Consider the following 23,225-nt stretch of genomic DNA (forward strand, 5'->3'; position numbering starts at 1 on the left):
TACATCTGGTACATAAGAGAGTGGGCAACGCAGTAATATTTTTAATTTTAAACGACTGTTATTTTTAAAATAAGAGAAAAATCAAATGTCTATCACACTGCCACGCGGTGCAATCATGGCTGATGTTACCGCTTACACTTTATCTGATGACGACAAGCAACGCTTACTTGACCCAGCAGTTGGTGGCGTGATTTTGTTTCGCCGCAATTTTCAAAACGTGGCGCAGCTAAAAAACTTATGTCAAGAAATCAAAGAATTAAGAAAGCCTGAATTAATCATCGCAGTGGATCATGAAGGTGGGCGCGTCCAACGTTTTATTGATGGATTCACGCGTTTGCCCGCAATGGGTGTGTTAGGTGAAATCTGGGACGAGCAGGGCGCAGATATCGCGCAGAATCATGCCGAACAAATCGGCTGGGTATTGGCGACTGAATTAGTCGCGTGTGGCGTGGATTTGTCGTTCACACCTGTGTTGGATTTAGATTGGGGCAAATGCGCGGTGATTGGTAACCGCAGTTTTCACAGGCAGCCTGAAATTGTTACCGCGTTGGCGTTGGCGTTGCAGCGTGGTTTGAATCGCGGTGGCATGAAATCATGTGGCAAACATTTTCCAGGGCACGGCTTTGTGTCGGGCGATAGCCATTTGGTTCAGCCTGAAGATTTACGTAGTTTTGATGAATTAAATCAATCTGATATTCAGCCGTTTGCGGTATTAGCAAAACAAGGCATGGCAGCTGTGATGCCTGCTCATGTGGCGTACCCGAATGTGGATTCGCAACCTGCTGGTTTTTCAAATTATTGGCTGAAAACGGTTTTGCGTGAACAACTTGGTTTTGATGGTGTGATTTTTTCCGATGATTTGACCATGGAAGGTGCGTGTGGTGTGGGGGGTATTCGTGAGCGGGCGCAAGCGGCATTTGGTGCAGGTTGTGATATTGTGCTGGTGTGTAATTGCCCTGATTTGGTAGACGAATTGCGCGATAACTTCAGGCAGCCTGAAAACCGCAAATTAGCCCAACGCTGGCAATACATGGCAGCGACTGTGTCGCCCGAACAAGCTGCGCAAACAATGGTAACACCAGAATTTCAAGCAGCTCAACAATTAACCGCACAACTTGCCACACCTAAAGATACGCAAAATGGAGTACAAGTAGGGGAGAAGTTTTGATGTTTACAGGTATTGTACAAGGCATGGCGCAACTGGTCGCACTGGAACAACCAAGCGCAGATTTTCGCCGTCATACGATCGAATTACCCGAAAATATGGCACAATCGTTGCAAATTGGTGCATCTGTTGCACACAACGGCTGTTGTTTGACGATTACGGAATTTGATGGGCGGCGCGTATCGTTTGATTTGATGGCAGAAACATTGGCGAAAACCAACTTAGGTAGCCTGAAAATTGGCGACTGGGTCAACGTGGAACGCGCAGCGCGTTTTGGTGATGAAATCGGTGGGCATTTGATGAGCGGACATATCATCGCTACCACTGAAATCACGCGTATTGAACGCAGCGATTTGAATCAAACCGTCTGGTTTAGGCTGCCTGAAAATATTCAATTATTTGTTTTGGAAAAAGGATTTATTGGATTAGACGGTTGCAGTTTAACCATTGGCACGGTTAGGGCAGATGAGTTTTGTGTGCATCTCATTCCCGAGACTTTGCGTCAAACCCTGTTCGGTCGCCGACAGGTAGGTAACGTGATTAATATTGAAATTGATGCACACACGCAAGCAGTGGTGGAAACTGTACAACGTGTTTTGAAACGATTCTAGTGCTTTAAATTCAATAGGGTAAGGTGGTAACGTTTGCTATAGCAACGCTGTGTTAATATTAATTTGAATTTAAAGCACTTTAGTCTGTTGAACGTCTAGTGCTTATAAACTACCGTAAGAATGCAGCCCCGACAAAAACATATTCACGCCAATAAATGCAAACGCAGTAATAAACAACCCAATTACTGCCCACCACGCCAGCACTTTACCACGCCAGCCTGCCACCAATCTCATGTGCAGCCAAATTGCATAATTCAGCCAGACAATAAATGCCCATGTTTCTTTTGGGTCCCAGCTCCAATAACGCCCCCACGCGTCTGCCGCCCACAATGCCCCCAAAATTGTGGCTATCGTGAAAAACAGAAAACCCACTGCAATTGCTTTATACATGGCTTCTTCAATTTGCGCCGCATCGGGTAAAAATTTGCTGCCACGTAACGTCAATAATTCTGCTACTCCAAACGCAGCCGCCGTACAAAATGCACCGTAACCAATAAAATTCGCAGGCACATGAATTTTCATCCACCACGATTGTAGTGCTGGAATCAACGGTTGAATCTCGTGCGCTCCTCGTTCAATGCTGTACCACAAGGTAAACGCCACCAACACGCACATCAACGAATACACAAACACGCCCAATTTGTGCATCGTAAATTTTTGTTCATAATACAAATACATCAAACCCGTAATCATCATAAACAAAATAAACACTTCATACAGATTGGACACAGGAATATGTCCCGCATCGGGGCGCAACAAATAGCTTTCGTGCCAGCGCACAAGCAGACCCACAAATCCAGCAAATGCCGCCGCCCAAGCCAAGTCCGATGCGATGCTAAAGAATGTATTTTTTGATGAAAGGATATTTTCAGGCTGCTTTTTTTCGTTGCGCCACGCGGTCAGCATACCAAGCGCGTAGGTAGCGGCTGCCAACACGGTGAGCGCGGCTTGCCACATAATGGCGGATTGACTGGAGAGTAAATATTTCAGTAAAAATTTGCCTGTGTTTTCATTGCCATTGGCGATATTGCCGTCATACAAGCCAACCGCCATATACGCCACCGCTACGCTACCGACAATAAACCAACGCATCGGCTTGAAAAACCAGCCCAAGCCAATTGCAATTATTGCGCTTATCCATAAAATCACCGTTTCGTAAATATCCATGTGATGCGGCATTTTGATGTGAACCAAAACAGCGATGGTAATCAGCGCGGCAGCAAATAACCAGTCGGTAATATTTAATTTTTTAATAAATGATTTATCTTGCAATAATTCGTGTTGTGGCAAGACGGTGTCTAGATTATTGGTGTGTTCTGTCATGTTGATTTATCTAATTTATTTTAAATTTGTTTCACTAGGCGTGTAGTCTTTTCAGGCTGCCTGAAAATTATTTCATATTCACATATACCAAAAAGCCTACACCAAAACTAATCATCAACCACAAATTAAGTTTGATTTCTGCCCACCTATCGTCCCAGTATTTGCCTTGCAACGCACTCCAAAATTCGGGTGTGAAATAAAATTTGACGCAATCGCAAAATTCTTCCCAATCGCCAAATAAAATGTAGAACAACATGGCGGCTGTGAATAATCCTGCTAATACGGAAACGATTATCGCGGTCATCAATATTCCTTTACTCAATTTTACCCTTTCAGGCTGTCTGAAAACTTGGTGGTATCCTGAAAAGCGTGTTGCTAGAAAATAAAAAAACAAAAAGCAGTGAGAACAGAGTAATATTTAGTGCGTGAAAACTGAAATAACCCTGAAATATCCTCGCTGCCAAGGACTAAAATATAAAGAAAAATGGCTTCAATGGCAATCACAAACAGAAATATCGTTGCAAAATCTACGGGCGTTGTTTCATTGGCGACCACGCTTTAGACAATAAAGGCTGTCATTCCGAATCAGATTCAATGTTTTATCATATTAAATCATCTAACATTGGATTTTGGGCAATCAATAATCCTAAACAAATTTAAAACAGCACACTTTTCAGGACATCACCGAAAACTTAAGGCAGCCTGAAAATTATTCTGTTTGCCCCAAATCCTGCGTTAATCGGGTTAAATCATTCAATCGCTGCGGAAATTCCTGATTCAAATCGCGCTCGCTGCGGCTAGACGACATCGCAAAACGCATTTTACCGCCATCAAACAACAACCACGCCCGTTTTTCTCGCACATAAAACATAAACATCACGCCCAATACCAAAAACAGCGAACCCAAATACACCAAATTCGCTCCTGGTGATTTGGTCATTTGTAGCCCTGACATATTCACTTGTTTATAACCGTTTAATTGTAATAATACGGGCGCACTAAATTTTGTCATTGCTGTGTAGCCATCCAAGCTGTTTAGTACAAATTGATTGCGCGATTCGCCAGCAGGAATTTCAGGCAGCCCTGCGTCTTTGAGTGCGTTTTCTAGCGCAATATTCATTGTGCCATACAAAATTTGATACATGAACTCGCCTGTTTTTTGTTGTTCGGCGGTTGGCACGGTTTTTTGAATGTGTTCGTTAATTGCGACATAGCCACCTTCAGCAAACTGGCGCAACAGATTTTCTACTGCCAATTTGAATTGCGGACGCATATTTTCACTAACAGCCGTTAAAGATTGTTCCACAATAGCAGCGCGTTTTTCAGGCTGCATTATGGTGTCGCGCCATGCCATAAAACTGTCCATTTTGCCACTTGGGTCAGCTGGCAGCATTAACCAACGGTAAGGCGCGTTCATATCCGAGCGTTCGCCAGTTGCGAAAAACCATGCGCCTTCGCGTTGCAATGGTAACATATAATTAACATATTCATGGGCTTGCCCTGCGCTGTCGCGAAGTTTGTAGGTAATGGTTGGCCCGACATTTTTGAATTGTTTTTCTTTTTTGACACTGCGAATATCGTGTAATTTATTTGAGTTACTGGATTGATTATCTAGCATATTTTCTACATTGAATGCGCGAAATTCACCAAATTCCAATTTGTATTGCCCTGTTTTACCCAAATCCAGTGGGAATGTACGTTGAGAAACCGCATTCAAATCAACAGGTTTGCCAATACCGCGCAAATTCCAGCTTTTCAATTTTAATTCCGAGCCACCATCACCATAACTGGATTGATAAATCGTAATACTATCAATAGTTAAGGGGTGATTGACACGAATGGTTTGCTCAATTTTTTTGCCAGTTTGTTTGTCGGTTACCACAATATCGCTGGCAAAATCTTTTGGCATGCCTGTGTCATAAAAAGCAATATGAAATTTCTTCAATTCCAGTGAAAAAGGCAATTTTTGCAGCAATAAGCCTTTATCTGCATTTAAAAATGTTTGGTCAATGGTTTGTTCTTCTACTACTTGTGCATTGCCACGAAATGAGAGATTGTGTGTTCCAAGTGTGCTTTCAGGTTTGAAATCACGTGCATATACGCTGCTGGTATCTGGCACAATTTTGCCCATCGCCATGCCAATTTTCAAAATCAAATTGCTGTCAATCAGACCACCCAAACAAATCACAATCAAGGCAAAATGGGCGCAAATATAACCCCATTTGTTCATCGCTCCTTTTTTGGCAGCAAGCATCACGCTGCCGTCTTCACGCGTGATGATTTTGGTTTGAAAACCTTGTAAATTCAAATATTTTTCTGCGATTTCAGGTTGCAGGCTGCCTGAAATTTCGGCGGTGTGTTTCATGTGAGCGAGTGAATGGGCGGTGGCGTTTTGGCGAAAATTTTTCATATCGCGCAAATATTGTGGTGTGTTGCGCCATAAGCACAAGCTTGTACTCAACACCAAAAATACCATAATCAACACAAACCACGATGATGCATACACATCGTATAGCCCCAAAAAACCAAAAATTTCTGCCCAAAATGGACCAAATTGCACCACATAATTTTGTGGTGATTGATTTTGTGGCAGTACCGTGCCAATGACAGATGCAATCGCCAACACAGACAACAACGCCACCGCAAAGCGCATAGAACTCAAAAACGCAAACCACGGACGGCGAATAAAAGGAATTTTTTTGGGATGAGAAGTGTTCATATTTTCATTATTTTGCTGGAAAAACAAAGTATCAGGCTGTCTTGCAGTATACGAAAATTTTTGTACAGTCGTTTAAAATTAAAAATGCTACTGCGTCGTCCGCTCCCTTATGTATTAGCAGATGTACACGGCGGTCGCCTTGTTATACTTATTTTATTTTAAATGACTATAATGCACCATCGTATAACAATATGTGGGTTAGAAACTCGCCTGACATGCATCTTTCAGGCAGCCTGAAAAAGGTAAATTATTCTATCACATCGTGATTTTTTGGTTTACGTTTACGTGGTTTGCGTTTGCGTTCGTTGGGGGATTTGGGGGCGTTGTTTTGTTCGGTAACCATTTTATTGCGTGTAACTTCATTGGCATATTGGAAAGTTGTCCACCAATTTGCCAATTCGCGTGATACTTCGCCAAATTCTGACCGAATCAACAAAAAATCATACGCCGCCCGAAACCGCGCTTGTTTTAATAACCGAAACGGACGAGTACCACGGCGCAATTCAAAATGAGGCTGCATCGCCCAAATTTCGCGCATCGTGATGGAATAACGCTGCGGCACACCCCAACCATGTTCCAATTCATCGCGTAACTCATTGATGGCTGCCTGCATTGCAGCCACCGTATTTTGTCCACGCGCCATTGCATTTTGCCAATAAGGTTTGAGTTCGCCCCAAAATAACGCCGCCAAAATAAACCCCATAGAAACCGATTTGCCTTTTTGTAAACGCTGGTCGGTTTGGCGCAACGATTTTATTATCATTTGATTATGATTTTGTTGCAACGCGGTTAGAAGTGGGTGAATTGGCGCGTTAATGTTTAGATTTTGAAGTTGTTGTAGGCAGCCTTGTGCGTGTCCTGAAAATAAGATTTTCATTAACTCATCAAATAAGCGCGATACAGGTTCATTTTGTAGCAAATGTGCGTGGCTGGCGATGGGTTCAGCCGTGTTTTCATCAATCTGAAAATTGAGTTTTCCCGACAAACGAATCGCGCGTAAAATTCGCACAGGGTCTTCTTGGTAGCGTTCGGCAGGTTCGCCAATCATGACCAATTTTTTGTGGCGAATATCATTCATACCATCATGAAAATCAATGATTTTGTGGCGAATGACATCATAATACAAGGCATTACAAGTGAAATCGCGGCGCATGGCATCTTGTTCCAATGTGCCATAACCATTGTCTTTGACAATGCGGCCATTGGCATTTTGTCGTGTTTTGCCACTGCGAAACGTACTGACTTCCACGGTTTCTTTGCCCGACATCACATGCACAATCGGAAAACGCCTACCAATAATTCGGCTGCGGCGAAACAATTTTTCTACCTGTTCGGGGCGAGCGTTGGTTGCGACATCAAAATCTTTGGGTGCTACGCCGAGCAGTGAATCACGCACTGCACCCCCAACCAAATACGCTTCAAAACCTTCTTTGACCAGTTTTTTAATCACGTCTTCTGCAAAGGTGGGCGGTAAATCCAAGCGTATGGCATGATTTTGACAGGGGAAATTATTTTTTTGGCGACGTTTGAATACTGTGCCAATCATTTTTTTTAACATAATCAATGGGTTTTTCCTAGAATCTAATCAAAATAGAGTAAAAATTATAGTTGTTCAAAATAAAAATAGCACAAAGCGATCGCGACTACCGTATTATCTGCACGTTTGCGATGCCATCGCTTTAAGGTTTTGCAAAGGTTTTAGCCTGAAATCATCTTTGCAAAAAATTCTTTGTGCAAAAATCTTTTGCAAAGATTTCAGGCAGCCTGAAAAACAAAAACACCCAATTTTCTAAAAAATTGAGTGTTTTCATATTAGAACAAGCAGATGAAATTATCAACCTGATTATGCAGATGCTTTTTTCAAAAGCTCGTACAACTGTTCTTTCAATGCCAATTTTTTCACTTTCAATTCATGAATTTCATCAGCAGCAGAAGAAGAGGTTACAGGGTCGTTCTCCAAGCCTGTTAATTTGTCGTCAAGTGCATTGTGTTCATCAAATAAACGTGCAAAGTGAGCATCAGATTGTTTCAATTCAGAAATTAATTCACGGTATTCTGGGAACATGGTTTAGACCTTTCAAATGTCAGATGAAAATAATCAGGCAGCCTGAAACCACCTAGATTTTGAGAATTCATGCAGCTGATTGTATAGAATCTATTCACAATTGGCTAGTTTTTTTTCTGCACAACAACCGTTGCATTTTTTCTATTAATGTTATACCATAACAATAACTCATTCAAAATGATTTTGGAGAAAAATATGAAACCCAATTTACACCCCGAAAATTATCGTACCGTACTGTTTTATGACAGCAGCGCGGATACTGGCTGGCTGATTCGTTCGTGTGCCCCCACCAATCAAACGCGCCAATGGTCTGATGGTCAAGAATATCCTGTTTTTTATGTGGATACGTCTTCCGAATCGCACCCAGCCTACACAGGTAAACAGCGCGAACACAATAAAGAAGGTCGTGCTAGCCAATTTAATCAACGTTATGCAGGTATGATGTCTGCGCTGAAAAAAGGAAAATAATCATGCAAGTATTGTCATCACTCAAAACCGCAAAATCGCGTCATCGTGATTGCCAAGTGGTGCGCCGTAAGGGTAAGGTTTATGTGATTTGCAAATCTAATCCGCGCTTGAAAGCACGACAACGCTAAATGAAAGAGACCATAATATACAAGGCAGCCTGAACTGAATTAGGCTGCCTTTGTTGTTTATTGAGTTTATGCTAAATTTTTTTGTTTACAAAACTTTGCAAATAAAATGATTTTTGGTTATAGTTAATCTTTTCGTTTTAGCAAAATTTAGGATAATAAGTATGAGTACACCACACACGGAATTACGTAATAATCCATATAAAGTTGCCATTGCTTCAATGGTGGGGACGGCGATTGAATTTTATGATTATTATATTTATGCGGCGGCGGTAGTGTTGGTGTTCAACACGCAATTTTTCCCGAAAACCGATGAAAGCGCAGCGATGTTGTTGTCGTTATCTACATTGGCGTTGGCATTTTTTGCGCGTCCGATTGGTTCGGCGTTGTTTGGACATTTTGGCGATAAAATTGGGCGTAAGAAAACATTGGTGGCATCTTTGTTGACGATGGGTTTATCTACGGTAGCGATTGGTTTATTGCCTAATTATGAACAAATTGGCTTATTTGCTCCATTGTTGTTGTGCGTGTGTCGTGTGGGACAAGGTTTGGGTTTAGGAGGAGAATGGGGTGGGGCGGCTTTGGTTGCCACAGAAAATGCACCCGAAGGTAAACGTGCTTGGTTTGGTACGTTTCCACAATTGGGTGCGCCGATTGGTTTGTTTATGGCAAATGGTGTTTTTTTCTTGATTAGTTCATTGATTGGGCATGAAGAATTGGTGAACTGGGGGTGGCGTATTCCATTTGTGTTGTCGTTGATTTTGGTAATGGTAGGTTTGTGGATGCGTTTGACGCTGCATGAAAGCCACGTTTACCGCGAAGCCCAACAAGAAGGCAAAACCAAATCCGCACCTGTAAAAGAAGTCATGGTCAAACACTATAAGCCAATTATTCAGGGTACGTTTATTATGGCAGCAACTTATGTGTTGTTTTACATTATGACGGCGTTTGTGCAAGTGTATTCCAAATCACCTGTAAAATCTTCGGAATTTGGACATCCAATGGGTTTGGGGATTCCTGCCAACACGTTTACGGGATTTTTGTTATGGGGTGCAGTGGTATTTGGTGTGTTTGTTAGTTTATCGGGCATTTACGCAGACAAAATGGGGCGTAGACGCTTTTTATTGATAATCAGCAGCGCGATTTTGGTATTTGGTTTGGCGATGCCTGCTTTTTTGACCAATGGTTCGCCAATGTCTGTGATGATGTTTTTGGTGGTGGGCATGGCGTTGATGGGCATGACTTTTGGACCAATGGCGGCATTGTTACCAGAATTATTCCCGACTGAAGTGCGTTATTCGGGTGCATCATTGGCGTATAATTTTTCGGCGATTGTGGGCGCGTCTATTGCTACTATTTTGGCAATGAAGTTAAATGAGCATTATGGTATGTTAGGTGTGGGAATTTATTTGGCGTTGAATTGTGTGATGACGATTATCGCATTGTGGACAACTCACGAAACCAAAGATGCTGATTTGATAAAAGTTAAATAATAGTACTTCAAATGAGTACAGTTTTTCAGGCAGCCTGATTTTGATGGTCGTTTAAAATAAAATTGTGAATTTTAAACGACCATATTTCAGGCTGCCTGAAAATCAAAACAGCCCACTGATTACGCCATTGGCATCTACATCAATTTTTTCTGCAGCTGGTGATTTGGGCAAACCAGGCATCTTCATCATTGCGCCACACAATGCCACGATGAACCCCGCGCCAGCCGATACCGTAATCCCACGCACATGAATCGTGAAGTCAGTCGGGCAGCCCAACAATGTGGCGTTATCACTCAAAGAATACTGCGTTTTTGCCATGCAAATAGGCAATTTATCCAAACCTAAACGCTCTAAATTGGCGATTTCTGCTGTCGCTTCTGCACTCAATTCCACGCCTGTTGCTCCGTAGATTTTTTGTGCAATGGCATTGATTTTATTGATAATACTGTCATTTTCATCGTAGGCAAATTGAAATTGATTTGTGCTACTTTCCACTGCTGCTACGACTTTGCGCGCTAAATCCTCGCCACCTTTACCGCCTTTTCCCCACACTTCGGTTAAGGATACTTCTGCGCCTACCGCATTGCAGGCAGCCTGAATTTCGGCTAATTCCGCGTCTGAATCTGATACAAAACGGTTAATTGCCACAACCACAGGTAGCCTGAAACCCGTTTTCAAATTATTGATGTGTTTGAGTAAGTTGGGTAAACCTTGTTTCACTGCGTTCACGTTTTCCGTGTTTAGATTTGTTTTTTCTACGCCGCCGTTGTATTTCAAAGCACGAACCGTTGCCACTACCACCGCGCAATCGGGTTTCAAATTTGCTAAACGCGATTTGATGTCGCAAAATTTTTCCGCGCCCAAATCTGCACCAAAACCTGCTTCAGTAACCGCGTATTCACCCAAATGTTGTGCTAATTTGGTTGCCAAAACCGAATTGCAACCGTGCGCGATATTTGCGAAAGGTCCACCATGTACAAACGCTGGTGATCCTTCAATGGTTTGCACCAAATTGGGTTTAATTGCGTCTTTCAACAGTGCAGCCATTGCACCATTTACTTTCAAATCACGTGCATAAATTGGTTGATTATCAAAGGTATATGCTACTAAGATTTTGCCCAAACGCTCTTTCAAGTCCATCAAGTCATTCGCCAAGCAAAAAATCGCCATTACTTCGCTTGCCACCGTAATATCAAAACCATCGGGACGCATCACGCCGTCAGTTGGTTTGCCTAATCCATTGATGATATGGCGTAATTGGCGGTCATTCATGTCTACTACGCGCCGCCAAATCACGCGTTTGGGGTCAATATTAAGTGTATTACCTTGATAAATATGATTATCCAATACGGCGGCGAGCAAATTATTTGCTGCGCTGATTGCGTGAAAATCACCTGTGAAATGCAAATTGATGTCTTCCATAGGCAAAACTTGCGCGTAACCGCCACCAGCTGCGCCACCTTTAATGCCGAATACTGGACCTAATGACGGTTCGCGCATGGCGACAATGGCTTGTTTGCCGATGTGATTCAATGCATCTGTTAAGCCGATGGTTACCGTGGTTTTGCCTTCGCCCGCTGGTGTGGGGTTAATTGCGGTAACCAAAATCAGTTTGCCTTTTTTTTCAGGCAGCCTGAATGCGTCTTGCGGATTGATTTTGGCTTTGTATTTTCCGTAATGTTCTAATTTATCAGGGGAAATACCCATTTTTTCGGCGATTTGGTCGATGTGTTTGATGTGAGCAGATTGGGCGATTTGTACGTCTGTTTGCATGATGAAATCCTTTGTGTTTGAAATATAGTGCTTTAAATTCAAATGAGTATGGCGTTATTAATATCCTTATTACCATGCGTACACGGTGGACGTTATCGCCTTGTCTTGTTGAACTGAAAGCACTATAACATTGAAATATTTTCAAGCGTAAGAGAAGCGTATCGTGAAGAAATATCCCAAAAATAAGATGTTGTAAGGTTTTCAGGCAGCCTGAAAACCTACTGAATTATTTTGTACCAAACCATTTTTGGTAAATTTTATCGTATGTGCCATCGGCTTTTAAATTGGCCAAACCACGATTAATTTTGTCCAATAATTCTGTATCTTTTTTATTTAAAATAAATACAACGCGATCATCAACACCATCGTTGGGCAAATCAATAAAACGAATTGGCACATTCATGTTTTTCGCGTAATACGCCATCACCAATTTATCGCCCCACGCTACATCAGCTGAATGATTGGTAATCGCGCCCAAAGTTAAATATAAAGAATTACGATTAACTAATTGAGCAGGCTTAATATTTTGGGCTTTAATTTCATCTAAAATGATTGTGCTGCCTTGCATCACACTGATTTTTTTACCATTAGCATCACGAACAGTTTGAATAGGCGAATCTTTCAACACAGCAAGCGCATTGGGGGCGCGTACATAAGATTCACTCAATAAATATTTTTTTTGTCGTTCTTCTGTGATGCCAATGGTGTTCATGGCTAAAGTGGGTTCATTGGGATTTTTATCGATTGTTGCCCAAACTTGTTCCCATGATTTGGGGATGATTTGTACGCGCATACCTTGATTGGCAGCAATGGCTTCAATTAAATCGGGTTCAAAGCCAATCACATTGCCATTTTCATCACGAAAATTAAACGGCGACACCGACCCTGTTGTCAAAACATGAATAATCGGAGCAGTATCAGGTAAACGCGCAGTCAAAGATTCACTGCTGGCTGACGATGCTGCCTGAACATTGCTGGCTTGGTTGTTGATTGGTGCAGGTGGCGAGTCTTGACACGCATTCAAAACCAATAAAGTAATTAATGTGGGAATAAAACTTTTTGCTAACATTTGCAACTTTCTTTTTTCTTTCTCTAAAATTGGATAGACTGAAACCTTTGTAAAACCCATCTTTGGAGCATTTCTTCGCAATGCGCTTCCCTAACGCTTGAAAATATTTCAATATTATCTGCACGTTTGCGATGTTATCGCGTTGAATTGCACTTAAATTTAAGGTTTGGTAAAGGCTTCAGGCTACCTGAAAATACAGGTTTTAAATTCAATAAGATAAGGCGATAAGGTTCTCTGTGTATGTGTGGTATATAAGGACGTTAGCAACGCCATACTAATTTGAATTTAAAGTATTATTAATGAACCAAAATCAAAAATCCATCAAACTATTTTTTATTTTGGTTTATGGTTGATTATTCATCATTGGTGTAACGTTTTAAACCGCCCCCTAATGCCTTATATACGTCAGCTAAATTATTCAATAAATTTAGCTGCGTGCTTAATAGACTGCTGTCTGCGCTGTAGCTGCTGCGTTCTGCGTCCAACAAATCCAATGAGCTGGCAACGCCATATTTATAGCGTAAATTAATCAAGCGTAAACGTTCGTTATAGGCTTTGCGTTGTGCAGCGGCGGCTTCGTATTGTGCCGCCAAAGCCGCACGCGCCACCAAAGCATCTGACACATCTTTAAATGCCGACTCTACCGCAGATTCATATGCGACCACCGTTTTTTGTTGAGCAATTTTTACTGCTTCCAAATTAGCTTGATTGCTACCCCAATCAAAAATCGGTACGGACAAATTTGCGCCAGCCGACCACGTTTTACGGTTAGATTGGAATAAATTGCCCAATTGTGGACTTACCAAACCCAATGCACCCGTCAAACTAATTGTCGGAAAAAACGCCGCACGCGCAACGCCAATATTGGCATTGGCTGCACGTAAATTGTATTCTGCCGCACGAATATCAGGACGATTCAACAGCACCGTAGAACTCAAACCTGCAGGTAAGTTTTGGATTTTAAATTGCTGACTTAATGGTTTGCCTTTGGGTAAATTTTGTGGAATTTCTTGGCTAATCAGTAATGCCAATGCGTTACGTGCTTCTTCTTTGGCGCGAACTGCTGCGGTGTAGCTGGATTTGGCGGATTCAATTTGGGCTTCTTGTGCGCGTAAATCCACGGCGGAAATTACCCCCGCGTTGTGGCGAACTTTTGCTAAACGGTAGGTTTCTTCGTAGCTGGACAAAGTGCGTTTGGCTAAACTCATGCTTTCTTCAGCATACAATTGTGCAAAATAGGCTTTGGCAACGCTGGCAATTAACGCCAAATGCGTGGCATCTTTGGCGGCTTCGGTGGCAAAATATGATTGTAAGGCAGCGTCATTGGTGTTTTTCACGCGTCCCCACAAATCCAATTCGTAGCTGGTATTCAAACCAACATTGTAAGAAGTGCTTGCGCCCATCGCCGAACCACTACGCACCACACCACCCGAACCACTTAAACTGGGTAATTCTTTGGTTCGTGAAATGGCGTATTGTGCGCGAACTTGATCTACGTTCAGCACTGCTGTGCGTAAATCGGTATTGTTTTTCAATGCCAGTTCAATCAACGCGTGTAAACGTGGGTCAGCAAAATAATCACGCCAACCCAAAGATGCTGCCTGAATACCGTTGGCTTGAGACGCTGGTACATCAAATTTAAATGTTTCAGGGACATCAACTTGTGGTTGTTCGTATTGTGGTGCGAGTTCCACCACAGGTTTGACCATGCTACACGCCGACAACGCCAATGAAAATAAAATCGCTGTGGCAATGGGTTTTAAAGCTGTATTCATGTTATTTAATCCTTAGGGAAGGGGTTGCAGCCTGAAACCTTTGCAAAACTATCCGTCGTCATTACCGCGCAGGCGGTAATCCATTTTCAATCTTAAATAGATTTTTAATCAATCAAATAAAATCAATTATCTAAATTTTGCTATTGGATTCCCGCATTCGCGGGAATGACGAGATTTAGGTTAATTTTTGGGTTTTGCAAAGATTTCAGCCTGAAAGTATAAAATATTTTTTTGATAATAAATATGGTTTGCCAGTTAAGATAATGCAAAACCGACAAACCATATTGATTGGTGTTTAATTATAACGGTAAACCAGCATCGGTTGCGGCTTCACGCGCATTACGGCGATGACCTTTTCCTTTGAAGAATTTACGCACAAACACATAAAACACAGGTACCAAAAATACTGAGAATAATGTGCCGATTGTCATGCCCCAAAATACCGTTGTGCCAATGGCACGTTGGCTCGCCGCACTCGCGCCAGAGGAGAAATACAATGGCACAACGCCCAAAATAAATGCAAATGATGTCATCAAAATTGGACGGAAACGCAAATGCGCTGCGTCTAAGGCTGCCTGAAACGGTGTTTTGCCTTCTTCTTGCAAATCTTTCGCAAATTCAATAATCAAAATTGCGTTTTTCGCGCTCAAGCCCACTACCGTAATCATGCCGACCACGAAATAAATATCATTGGCATACTCAATCGGAATCCCTAAACTCATATTGAAACGGTTACGCATCCATACGCCCAATACCACACCCAAGAAACCCAACGGCGCAACCATCAACACAGATAACGGAATCGCCCAGCTTTCATACAATGCCGCCAATACCAAGAAAATCGCCATCGCCGCTAATGCGTAAACCAATGTGGTTTCAGAAGAGCCTTTTGCTTCTTCACGAGATTGACCTGCCCATTCTACGCTGTAATTACCGCCGCCAATGTCTTTCATCAATTCTTGAATTTTAGCCATCGCCACACCAGATGACACACCAGACGGTGTGGTACTGATTTGCATGGCAGGATAGCCATTAAATCGCACGCTTTGTTGCATACCCACTTTCCATTCTTTTTTCACAAAAGTAGAAAGCGGAATCGCCACACCAGCATTATTGGTAACAGGCAAACTTAGAATCTCTTCATCCTGCATACGACCCGTTTCGTCAGCCATGACCATTACTTTTTGCAAACGACCGTTATTTGGGAAATCATTCACATACGAACCACCTAAAGCCGTTGCCAATGTGCTGCGAATGCTGGCTAAGCTCACACCTTGTGCAGCAGCTGTTTCGCGGTCAATGGTTAATTGCAACTGTGGCGCATCTTCTAAACCTGATGCACGCGTGTCGCCAAACAAACCACTTTCACGCATTTTAGCAATTAATTCATTGCGTTTAGCCAATAATGCATCGTGTCCGCCGCTGTTGCGGTCTTGAATGTAAAACTCTACGCCACCATTACCCAGCTCACGAATGGCCGGCGGGTTAATCGCAATTGCAAAACCGTCTTTCACAGCACCATTGGTTAGCAATGCACCCGTCATTTTTTTCACAACAATGGTTGCATCATGCAAAACATCACCTGCAATCAAGCGTTTTATGAATGGTTCACTTTTACTCATGTCCAAGCGTTCTTGCCAATCTTTGAGAATCACAAAACCCATCGCCATATTTTGACCGCTGCCTGTAAAACTGAAACCCGAAACAGTAATAATGTCTTGCACTTCTGGGAATGACATGGCGGTTTTTTCTAAACCTTCTACGGTTTTATCGGTACGTTCTTTGGTTGCACCTGCTGGTAATTGTGCCATTACCATTAAGTTACCTGAGTCTTCGCTAGGCAAAAATGAAGTGGGCAACTGTGTGTAAACATATACTGCGCCAGCTGTTAAAGCCACCCACGCAATCATCAGGCTGCCTGCACGGCGTAAGAAACGTTCTACCCATTTTTTGTAGCGGTTATTGGTTGAATCAAATTTGCGATTAAACCAACCAAAGAAACCACGTTTTTTTTGATGCCCATGTTTGATTGGTTTCAATAATGTCGCGCACAATGCTGGTGTTAAAGTCAAAGCCAAAAATGCCGAGAAACCAATTGCCAATGCCATAGTCGCCGCAAATTGAGTGTAAATTTTACCTTGTGCGCCCGAGAAGAACATTAACGGAATAAACACAGAAATCAATACAGCTGTGATACCAATCACTGCACCAGAAATTTGACTCATGGCTTTTTGTGTGGCTTTCATTGGTGGCAAACCTTCTTCAGCCATAATACGTTCCACGTTTTCCACCACCACAATCGCATCGTCCACCACAATACCAATGACCAATACCATGGCAAACATCGTCAGTACGTTAATGGACATACCCAAATAGTAAATCCCAGCAAAACCACCCAGCAAAGAAATAGGCACCACAATTGCAGGAATTAAGGTGTAACGGAAATTTTGTAAGAATACAAACATCACAATAAACACCAAAACCATTGCTTCAACCAATGTGTGAATTACTTTTTCAATGGAAATGTCCACAAATTTAGATGTGTCATAAGGGGCTGCCCAAGTGATATCACCAGGGAAATAGTTTTGCAACGACGCCATTTTGGCACGAACCAATTTCGCTGTTGCAGTTGCATTACCTGAATTAGACAACATCACCGCCATACCCACAGATGGTACCCCATTCAAACGTGTACTGGTCGCATAGCTTTCCGAACCCAATTCAATACGTGCCACGTCTTTCAAATACACGTTTGCACCACTGGTGGTGGTTTTCAACATGATTTCGCCAAACTCTTCGGGCGTACTCAATTGACCTTGTGCGGTAATGGTAGCGGTGATGGTTTGTCCTTCTGCCAGTGGCAATGCCCCCATTGTACCTGCGGAGATTTGCGCATTTTGTGCAGAAATGGCAGAGGAGATATCAGCGAATGATAAATTGTAGCTTTTCAATTTTTTCGCATCTACCCATACACGCATTGCACGTTGAGACGCAAACATACGCACTGAACCCACGCCTTCAATACGTTGTAATTCGGGAATAACGTTGCGTTGAGCGTAGTCTGCCATGTCTTCCAGTGATTTTTGTTGGGACTTTAAAATAATCACCATCAAGAAATTGGAGCGCGATTTGGATACAGTAACGCCATATTGTTGTACTGTTGATGGCAGTGTTGCCAAAACTTCAGACAATTTATTTTGCACGTCCATTTGTGCCATGTTTTCATTGGTTTCGGGCGTAAACGTCAAAGACACGCTGCCTGAACCACTGGAATCGGCTGAAGTGGACATATAGTCCAATCCTTCAATACCATTCATGGCACGTTCAATCACTGCCAATACACTGTCTTCCATAACTTGTGCTGATGCACCAGGATAAGTTGCCGTCAAATTAATGGTTGGCGCAGCCACCGATGGGTATTGCGATACGGGTAAGTTTCGAATCGCAATCACACCTGCCAAAATAATAAAGATAGAAATTACCCACGCAAATACAGGGCGTTCAATAAAAAATTTTGCCATGACCTATCCTTAGTGAGATTCGGATTCAGCTTCGGGAGCGGCTTCTTGAGTGGTGGGGACTTGGGTTGGTTCAGAGCTGGCTTCCGATGGTGATGCGGTGTGATTCAGGCTGCCTGAAGATGCATCTGGATTGTTACTTTCGGGTTTCCATTCCACCAATTTAAATTTTTTAATCCCCAACATTGCTGCCGACATTGTGCCGTCAATCACGACTTTATCTCCAGGCTGTAAACCTTCGGTAATAATCCAATTATCGCCTTTTTGCCCACCAATTTTCACGTTACGCGATTCTAATTCGCCTTTGGTATTGGCAATGGTTACGGTATTGGTTTTACCGCGTGTTACGGCACGTTGTGGCACAACATATGCGTCCAAAATACCCGCCAACGGCAAAATCACACGCACATACATACCACTCATTAACAATTGTTGTGGATTGGGAACAGCGGCACGTAAGGTAACTTGTCCAGTGGATTCATTCACAGTTGTGTCAGAGAACAACAAACGCCCTTTATACGGATAATCTGAACCATCTTCTAATTTGATGCCAACTGCGATTTCGCTATTCAACACTTTTTGCCCACTGGCTAATTGTTGGCGCAATTTGAGCATATCGGTTGATGACTGCGTGATGTTTACATAAAGTGGGTCGTTTTGATTGATGACCGCCATTTTCGTACTGTTTGCATTAACCAATGCGCCTTCGGTTACCAATGATTGACCGATGTGTCCAGAAATGGGTGCAAGCACTTTGGTGTAACCCAAACTCACTTGCGCGGCATTGATGCTGGCTTGTGCTGATGCAATTTGTGCTTCAGCAGAACGCTTAGCTGCGAGAGCGGCGTCCCATTCTTGTTTGCTGATGGCATCGGCTTGCACCAATGGGCGATAGCGTTCCACATCTGTATCGGCTTTGGCTAACGCTGCCTGTGCAGACAACAAACTTGCACGCGCACTTTGCAAATTCGCTTGATAAGTCGCATCATCAATTTCATACAACGGCTGCCCCTCACGCACCACCGAACCTTCTTGGAACAAACGGCGTTTCACAATCCCATTCACTTGCGGAACAATATTCGCAGTACGAATTGATTCTAATCGTCCTGGTAAATTATTTTCCAACAACACGTTTTCAGGCTGCACGGTTACCACGTTGATTTCAGGCTGCATTTCTGCCATTTTGGCTTTTTGCTCATTTTCCATTTCTTTTACTTTATTGCCGCAAGCGGTTAAAGCAAGAGAAGTGGCAACAGCTAAGGCTGCCAAACGCCAAATTTGCCCATTGGGTTTGATGGCTGTCATATTACTTCCTAGTTCTTGAAAATTAAAATAAAATAATCAATTTAAAATATATGTAGTAAAAATACTTTCAGGCAGCCTGAAAAGTTTGCAAAACTTTTCAATACTGTTGACTACTTCAAATAGATGATAGCGCGTATTATACATACACAAATGAATGTGTTTAAATAACTTTGCGAAAATTCACATTACATTTGATGGGTATTGTAACAAAAATACATGATTATTTAACCTTTTTTCTGATTAGAATCTCAAATATTATGCGTAAGACCAAAGCCGAATCGCAAAAAACGCGTCAGCATTTACTTAATGCTGCACTGGAAGTGTTTCATAAACAAGGTGTAACCCGTGCCACATTACAAGAAATTGCTCAAGAAGCAGGTGTAACACGAGGTGCGTTGTATTGGCATTTTAAAAATAAAGAAGATTTATTTAAGGCTTTATTTGAACAAGTATTTCAAGATTGTCATCTGAGTTTAGATGAGCCATTGGCTGAAATAGACGATGCGTGGGTGTATCTTCGTCAACAATTAATTCATGTTTTCAATAATTTATCTGAATATGAGTGGCATCGCAAATTTTTCAATGTCGTGAACATGAAATGTGAACATACGCCACACAATCAAACCATTACCGCATTAGCAGAAAAATACCATCAATTTTTTTTGGCGCGAATTTCGCAAATCGTCCACCTGTGCCACAAACAAGGCAAGCTGCCTGAAAACATTGATTTAGAATTGGCGATTATTTACTTGGAAAGCAGTTTTGTTGGCGTGATGCGTTTGGCGGCGTTCCAGCCCGAGCGTTTTGATTTACTCAGTACCGCCGAACGCACCATTGATGCCAGTATGGAAACGTTGCAAACCAGCGCATTTTTATTAAAAAAATAATTACCTAGGTAGTGTTTATTTGTAATCTATTGAATTATAGTCATTTAAAATGAAAAATACGGCTGCGTTAGATGTAGAGGACAGTTGCGGCTGTCGTGTCCAATTTTTATTTTAAATGACTATAATTTTATCTAATGATGGTTGCGTGTTTTTTCAGGCAGCCTGAAAGATGATTTGCTCCTAAAATTTATGGAATCTTGCTATGTCGCATTCAATTTTACAATCCGTTCTGCCTTATTCGCCGTGGTTGGCGCGTCAATTAGACAATCAGCGTTTGAATTTGGATTTACTCTCTGATTGGTTCACGCGTCCCATCACGCCATCTGATTACCAACAATTCACCGATTGGCAAAATTTACAACTAAATGAAAATGAAGAAGAATTAGCCAAGCAATTGCGAATTTTACGCCGCCATGTGTTGGCGCAAATCATGACGCGTGATATGGCGCGTTTGTCGGATTTAGCTGAAGTAACACGCACGATTACTGAATTTGCGGATTTTGCGGTTAATACGGCACTTTCGTTTAGTTATCAATATTATACAGATATGTACGGCACACCCATCGGGCATTATACCCAGCAACCACAGTTTTTAAGCGTGGTTGCCATGGGTAAAGCAGGCGGTTTTGAATTGAATGTATCGTCTGATATTGACTTGATTTTCATCTACCCCGAGAAAGGTTCAACCAATGGCAAACGCGAACGCACCAATCAAGAATTTTTTACCAAAGTTGGACAAAAAGTCATTGCATTGCTTGATGAAATCACAGCAGATGGACAAGTTTTTCGTGTGGATATGCGTCTTCGTCCCGATGGCGACAGCGGTGCGTTAGTGTGCAGTGAAACGGCGCTGGAGCAATATTTGGTTACGCAAGGACGTGAATGGGAGCGTTATGCGTGGTGTAAGGGGCGTGTGGTTACGCCGTATCCGAATGATATTCAGGCGATTGTGCGTCCATTTGTTTTTCGTAAATATTTGGATTATAACGCTTATCAAGCCATGCGTGATTTGCATCGCCAAATCCGTCAAGAAGTGCAAAAACGTGGTATGACCGAAAATGTAAAACTGGGTGCGGGCGGTATTCGTGAAGTGGAATTTATCGCCCAAATTTTCCAAATGATACGCGGTGGACAAAATCGCACCCTGCAATTAAAAGGCACGCAAGAAACGCTGCATAAATTAGCAGAATTGACCATTTTGCCTTATGAAGTTGTAGATAAGTTATTGAGTGCTTATGTATTTTTACGAGATGTAGAACATCGTTTGCAATATTGGGACGACCAACAAACCCAAATGCTGCCTGAAAACGAATCGCAACAAAATTTATTGGCACAAAGTATGGGGTTTGCGGATTGGCAAGCGTTTTCAGGCTGCCTGAATGAACACAGAACTTTTGTTAATCAAGTATTTAATGATGTGTTGGGTGCGGAATCCGCCAATGATGAATCACATGAATTGGCGGATATTTGGCATAATTTGCCTGATGATTCAAACATGGTGATGCAAAAATTAGCGGATTTGGGTTTTCAGGCTGCACACGAATTGACGGAAAAATTAATTCAATTGAAACAAAGTAATAAGTATCGCCAACTCTCTACGCAAGCGCAACATCGTTTGGATAATTTGATTCCGCGTGTGGTGGAAGTGGCGGCGGCTGGTGAAAATATAGATGCTACTTTGTTGAGATTGCTGGGATTTTTGGAATCTGTCAGCCGCCGTTCTTCGTATTTGGCATTTTTGCAGCAGCATTCTGCGCCATTGAAAAAAGTGGCGGATTTAATGTCGCAAAGTGCTTGGCTGGCAGAATATTTGCGTTTGCACCCGATTTTGCTTGATGAGTTGTTGGCAGTGCAATTGATGCAACCAATTGATTGGGAACAAGTTTCACGGGAACTTTCAGGCAGCTTGAATGCGTGTGGCGATGATACCGAAGAAAAAATGGACGTGTTGCGTCATTTTCAGCATGCGCAGATTTTTCATTTAACGGTACAAGACTTGGCGGGTATGTGGACGGTGGAAGCGTTGAGTGATGAGTTATCGCATTTGGCGGACGCAGTTTTGATGCACACTTTACAACATGCGTGGCAGAATGTGCCAAAACGCCATTTGGATTCACCAAAATTTGCGATTATTGCTTACGGTAAATTGGGTGGGAAAGAATTGGGCTACGCATCGGATTTGGATTTGGTGTATTTATATGACGATGATTTTTCAGAAGCAGTTGATATTTATTCAAAATTATCGCGCCGTTTGACCACGTGGTTATCGGGCAGCACGGGTGCTGGTATGTTGTATGATGTGGATTTACGGTTGCGTCCGAATGGTGATGCGGGTTTTTTGGCGCACAGTGTGGCGGCATTTGAAAAATACCAGCATGAACAAGCGTGGACGTGGGAACATCAAGCTTTGACGCGTGCCAGATTCATTTGTGGCGACACACAAATTGGCGCAAAATTTGAAAATATTCGCCGCGAAATTCTAACACAGAATCGTGATAAATCAAAATTAAAACAAGAGATTATTGGTATGCGTGAAAAAATGTTTGCCACGCATCCTCCTGTTGATGATAACGTTAAATATGCGCGTGGTGGTGTGGTAGACGTGGAATTTATTGTGCAATATTTGGTGTTATCGCAAAGCCAATATGAACCCAAATTATTAGAAAATTATGGCAATATTGCGTTGCTGAAAATAGCGGCTGAATGTGGCTTGATTGATAAAAATTTAGCAGAAAATTGTGCAACCGCATATCGTCATTATCGCCAAATTCAACACAACAAAAATTTGCGTGATTGGAAACGTGCTGAAGTGAATGAAGAATTATTGCAATATTATGATTATGTTAGAAAATTATGGGAGCAAGTTTTTGATGAAAGCGTGAAATTTGCTTAATTTTTGAAAAATTAAGGCTGCCTGAAACAGATTTCT

Annotated in this window: 17 protein-coding genes; 7 read left to right on the forward strand and 10 right to left on the reverse strand. The window is 42.2% G+C overall.

Annotated features, from left to right (window positions below):
* Positions 1 to 85: 85 nt before the first annotated feature.
* Positions 86 to 1,168: a beta-N-acetylhexosaminidase gene (gene nagZ, locus BWP33_RS04200; protein ID WP_002641808.1), complete on the forward strand. Its 1,083-nt coding sequence runs from the start codon at positions 86 to 88 to the stop codon at positions 1,166 to 1,168.
* Positions 1,168 to 1,776 carry a riboflavin synthase gene (locus BWP33_RS04205; protein ID WP_002641807.1) on the forward strand — a complete coding sequence of 203 codons (609 nt, stop codon included), beginning with the start codon at positions 1,168 to 1,170 and terminating at the stop codon, positions 1,774 to 1,776. Before nagZ ends, BWP33_RS04205 begins: the two co-directional genes overlap by 1 nt.
* Before the next feature lie 102 nt (positions 1,777 to 1,878).
* On the opposite strand, the gene ccsB is transcribed toward BWP33_RS04205, so the two are convergent.
* The 5 genes from ccsB to BWP33_RS04230 all read right to left on the reverse strand — a co-directional run bounded on the left by ccsB (position 1,879) and on the right by BWP33_RS04230 (position 7,883).
* Positions 1,879 to 3,099, reverse strand: a complete 1,221-nt coding sequence (gene ccsB, locus BWP33_RS04210) for a c-type cytochrome biogenesis protein CcsB (RefSeq protein WP_002641806.1) — start codon at positions 3,097 to 3,099, stop codon at positions 1,879 to 1,881.
* Between the two features lie 67 nt (positions 3,100 to 3,166).
* Positions 3,167 to 3,403: a hypothetical protein gene (locus BWP33_RS04215; RefSeq protein WP_002641805.1), complete on the reverse strand. Its 237-nt coding sequence runs from the start codon at positions 3,401 to 3,403 to the stop codon at positions 3,167 to 3,169.
* Between the two features lie 405 nt (positions 3,404 to 3,808).
* Complete coding sequence (locus tag BWP33_RS04220; protein ID WP_002641804.1) at positions 3,809 to 5,818, reverse strand: cytochrome c biogenesis protein ResB; 2,010 nt, start codon at positions 5,816 to 5,818, stop codon at positions 3,809 to 3,811.
* 247 nt (positions 5,819 to 6,065) lie between these two features.
* Positions 6,066 to 7,376 (reverse strand): polynucleotide adenylyltransferase PcnB, encoded by a 1,311-nt coding sequence (pcnB, locus tag BWP33_RS04225; protein ID WP_002641803.1) that lies wholly within the window; start codon positions 7,374 to 7,376, stop codon positions 6,066 to 6,068.
* Positions 7,377 to 7,661: 285 nt separating this feature from the next.
* Positions 7,662 to 7,883: an HP1242/YdcH family protein gene (locus tag BWP33_RS04230; protein WP_002641802.1), complete on the reverse strand. Its 222-nt coding sequence runs from the start codon at positions 7,881 to 7,883 to the stop codon at positions 7,662 to 7,664.
* Between the two features lie 195 nt (positions 7,884 to 8,078).
* Between BWP33_RS04230 and BWP33_RS04235 the strand changes: the two genes are divergently transcribed.
* From BWP33_RS04235 to BWP33_RS04245, 3 genes are all read left to right on the forward strand, one after another.
* Entirely contained in the window at positions 8,079 to 8,351 is a 273-nt protein-coding gene (locus BWP33_RS04235) for a type B 50S ribosomal protein L31 (protein WP_002641801.1), read from the forward strand.
* 2 nt (positions 8,352 to 8,353) lie between these two features.
* Entirely contained in the window at positions 8,354 to 8,479 is a 126-nt protein-coding gene (gene ykgO, locus BWP33_RS04240) for a type B 50S ribosomal protein L36 (protein ID WP_002641800.1), read from the forward strand.
* 161 nt (positions 8,480 to 8,640) lie between these two features.
* The gene (locus BWP33_RS04245; protein WP_002641799.1) at positions 8,641 to 9,969 is read left to right on the forward strand and encodes an MFS transporter; all 1,329 of its coding nucleotides are present in this window, start codon (positions 8,641 to 8,643) and stop codon (positions 9,967 to 9,969) included.
* Between the two features lie 102 nt (positions 9,970 to 10,071).
* On the opposite strand, the gene BWP33_RS04250 is transcribed toward BWP33_RS04245, so the two are convergent.
* The 5 genes from BWP33_RS04250 to BWP33_RS04270 all read right to left on the reverse strand — a co-directional run bounded on the left by BWP33_RS04250 (position 10,072) and on the right by BWP33_RS04270 (position 19,409).
* Positions 10,072 to 11,742, reverse strand: coding sequence for a formate--tetrahydrofolate ligase (locus BWP33_RS04250; RefSeq protein ID WP_002641798.1), 1,671 nt, complete (start codon positions 11,740 to 11,742; stop codon positions 10,072 to 10,074).
* A gap of 226 nt (positions 11,743 to 11,968) precedes the next feature.
* Entirely contained in the window at positions 11,969 to 12,811 is an 843-nt protein-coding gene (locus BWP33_RS04255) for a substrate-binding periplasmic protein (protein ID WP_002641797.1), read from the reverse strand.
* A gap of 353 nt (positions 12,812 to 13,164) precedes the next feature.
* Positions 13,165 to 14,586 carry an efflux transporter outer membrane subunit gene (locus BWP33_RS04260; protein WP_002641796.1) on the reverse strand — a complete coding sequence of 474 codons (1,422 nt, stop codon included), beginning with the start codon at positions 14,584 to 14,586 and terminating at the stop codon, positions 13,165 to 13,167.
* 299 nt (positions 14,587 to 14,885) lie between these two features.
* The gene (locus BWP33_RS04265; RefSeq protein WP_002641795.1) at positions 14,886 to 18,107 is read right to left on the reverse strand and encodes an efflux RND transporter permease subunit; all 3,222 of its coding nucleotides are present in this window, start codon (positions 18,105 to 18,107) and stop codon (positions 14,886 to 14,888) included.
* Between the two features lie 9 nt (positions 18,108 to 18,116).
* The gene (locus tag BWP33_RS04270) at positions 18,117 to 19,409 is read right to left on the reverse strand and encodes an efflux RND transporter periplasmic adaptor subunit (RefSeq protein WP_002641794.1); all 1,293 of its coding nucleotides are present in this window, start codon (positions 19,407 to 19,409) and stop codon (positions 18,117 to 18,119) included.
* A 257-nt stretch (positions 19,410 to 19,666) separates the two neighbouring features.
* Between BWP33_RS04270 and mtrR the strand changes: the two genes are divergently transcribed.
* Together mtrR and glnE are read left to right on the forward strand one after the other, a co-directional pair.
* Positions 19,667 to 20,296, forward strand: coding sequence for a multidrug efflux system transcriptional repressor MtrR (gene mtrR / locus BWP33_RS04275; RefSeq protein WP_002641793.1), 630 nt, complete (start codon positions 19,667 to 19,669; stop codon positions 20,294 to 20,296).
* Between the two features lie 202 nt (positions 20,297 to 20,498).
* Positions 20,499 to 23,189, forward strand: a complete 2,691-nt coding sequence (glnE, locus tag BWP33_RS04280; RefSeq protein WP_002641792.1) for a bifunctional [glutamate--ammonia ligase]-adenylyl-L-tyrosine phosphorylase/[glutamate--ammonia-ligase] adenylyltransferase — start codon at positions 20,499 to 20,501, stop codon at positions 23,187 to 23,189.
* The last annotated feature ends 36 nt before the right edge of the window (positions 23,190 to 23,225 follow it).

Origin of the sequence: Simonsiella muelleri ATCC 29453 (assembly GCF_002951835.1) — a bacterium.
GTDB lineage: Bacteria > Pseudomonadota > Gammaproteobacteria > Burkholderiales > Neisseriaceae > Simonsiella > Simonsiella muelleri.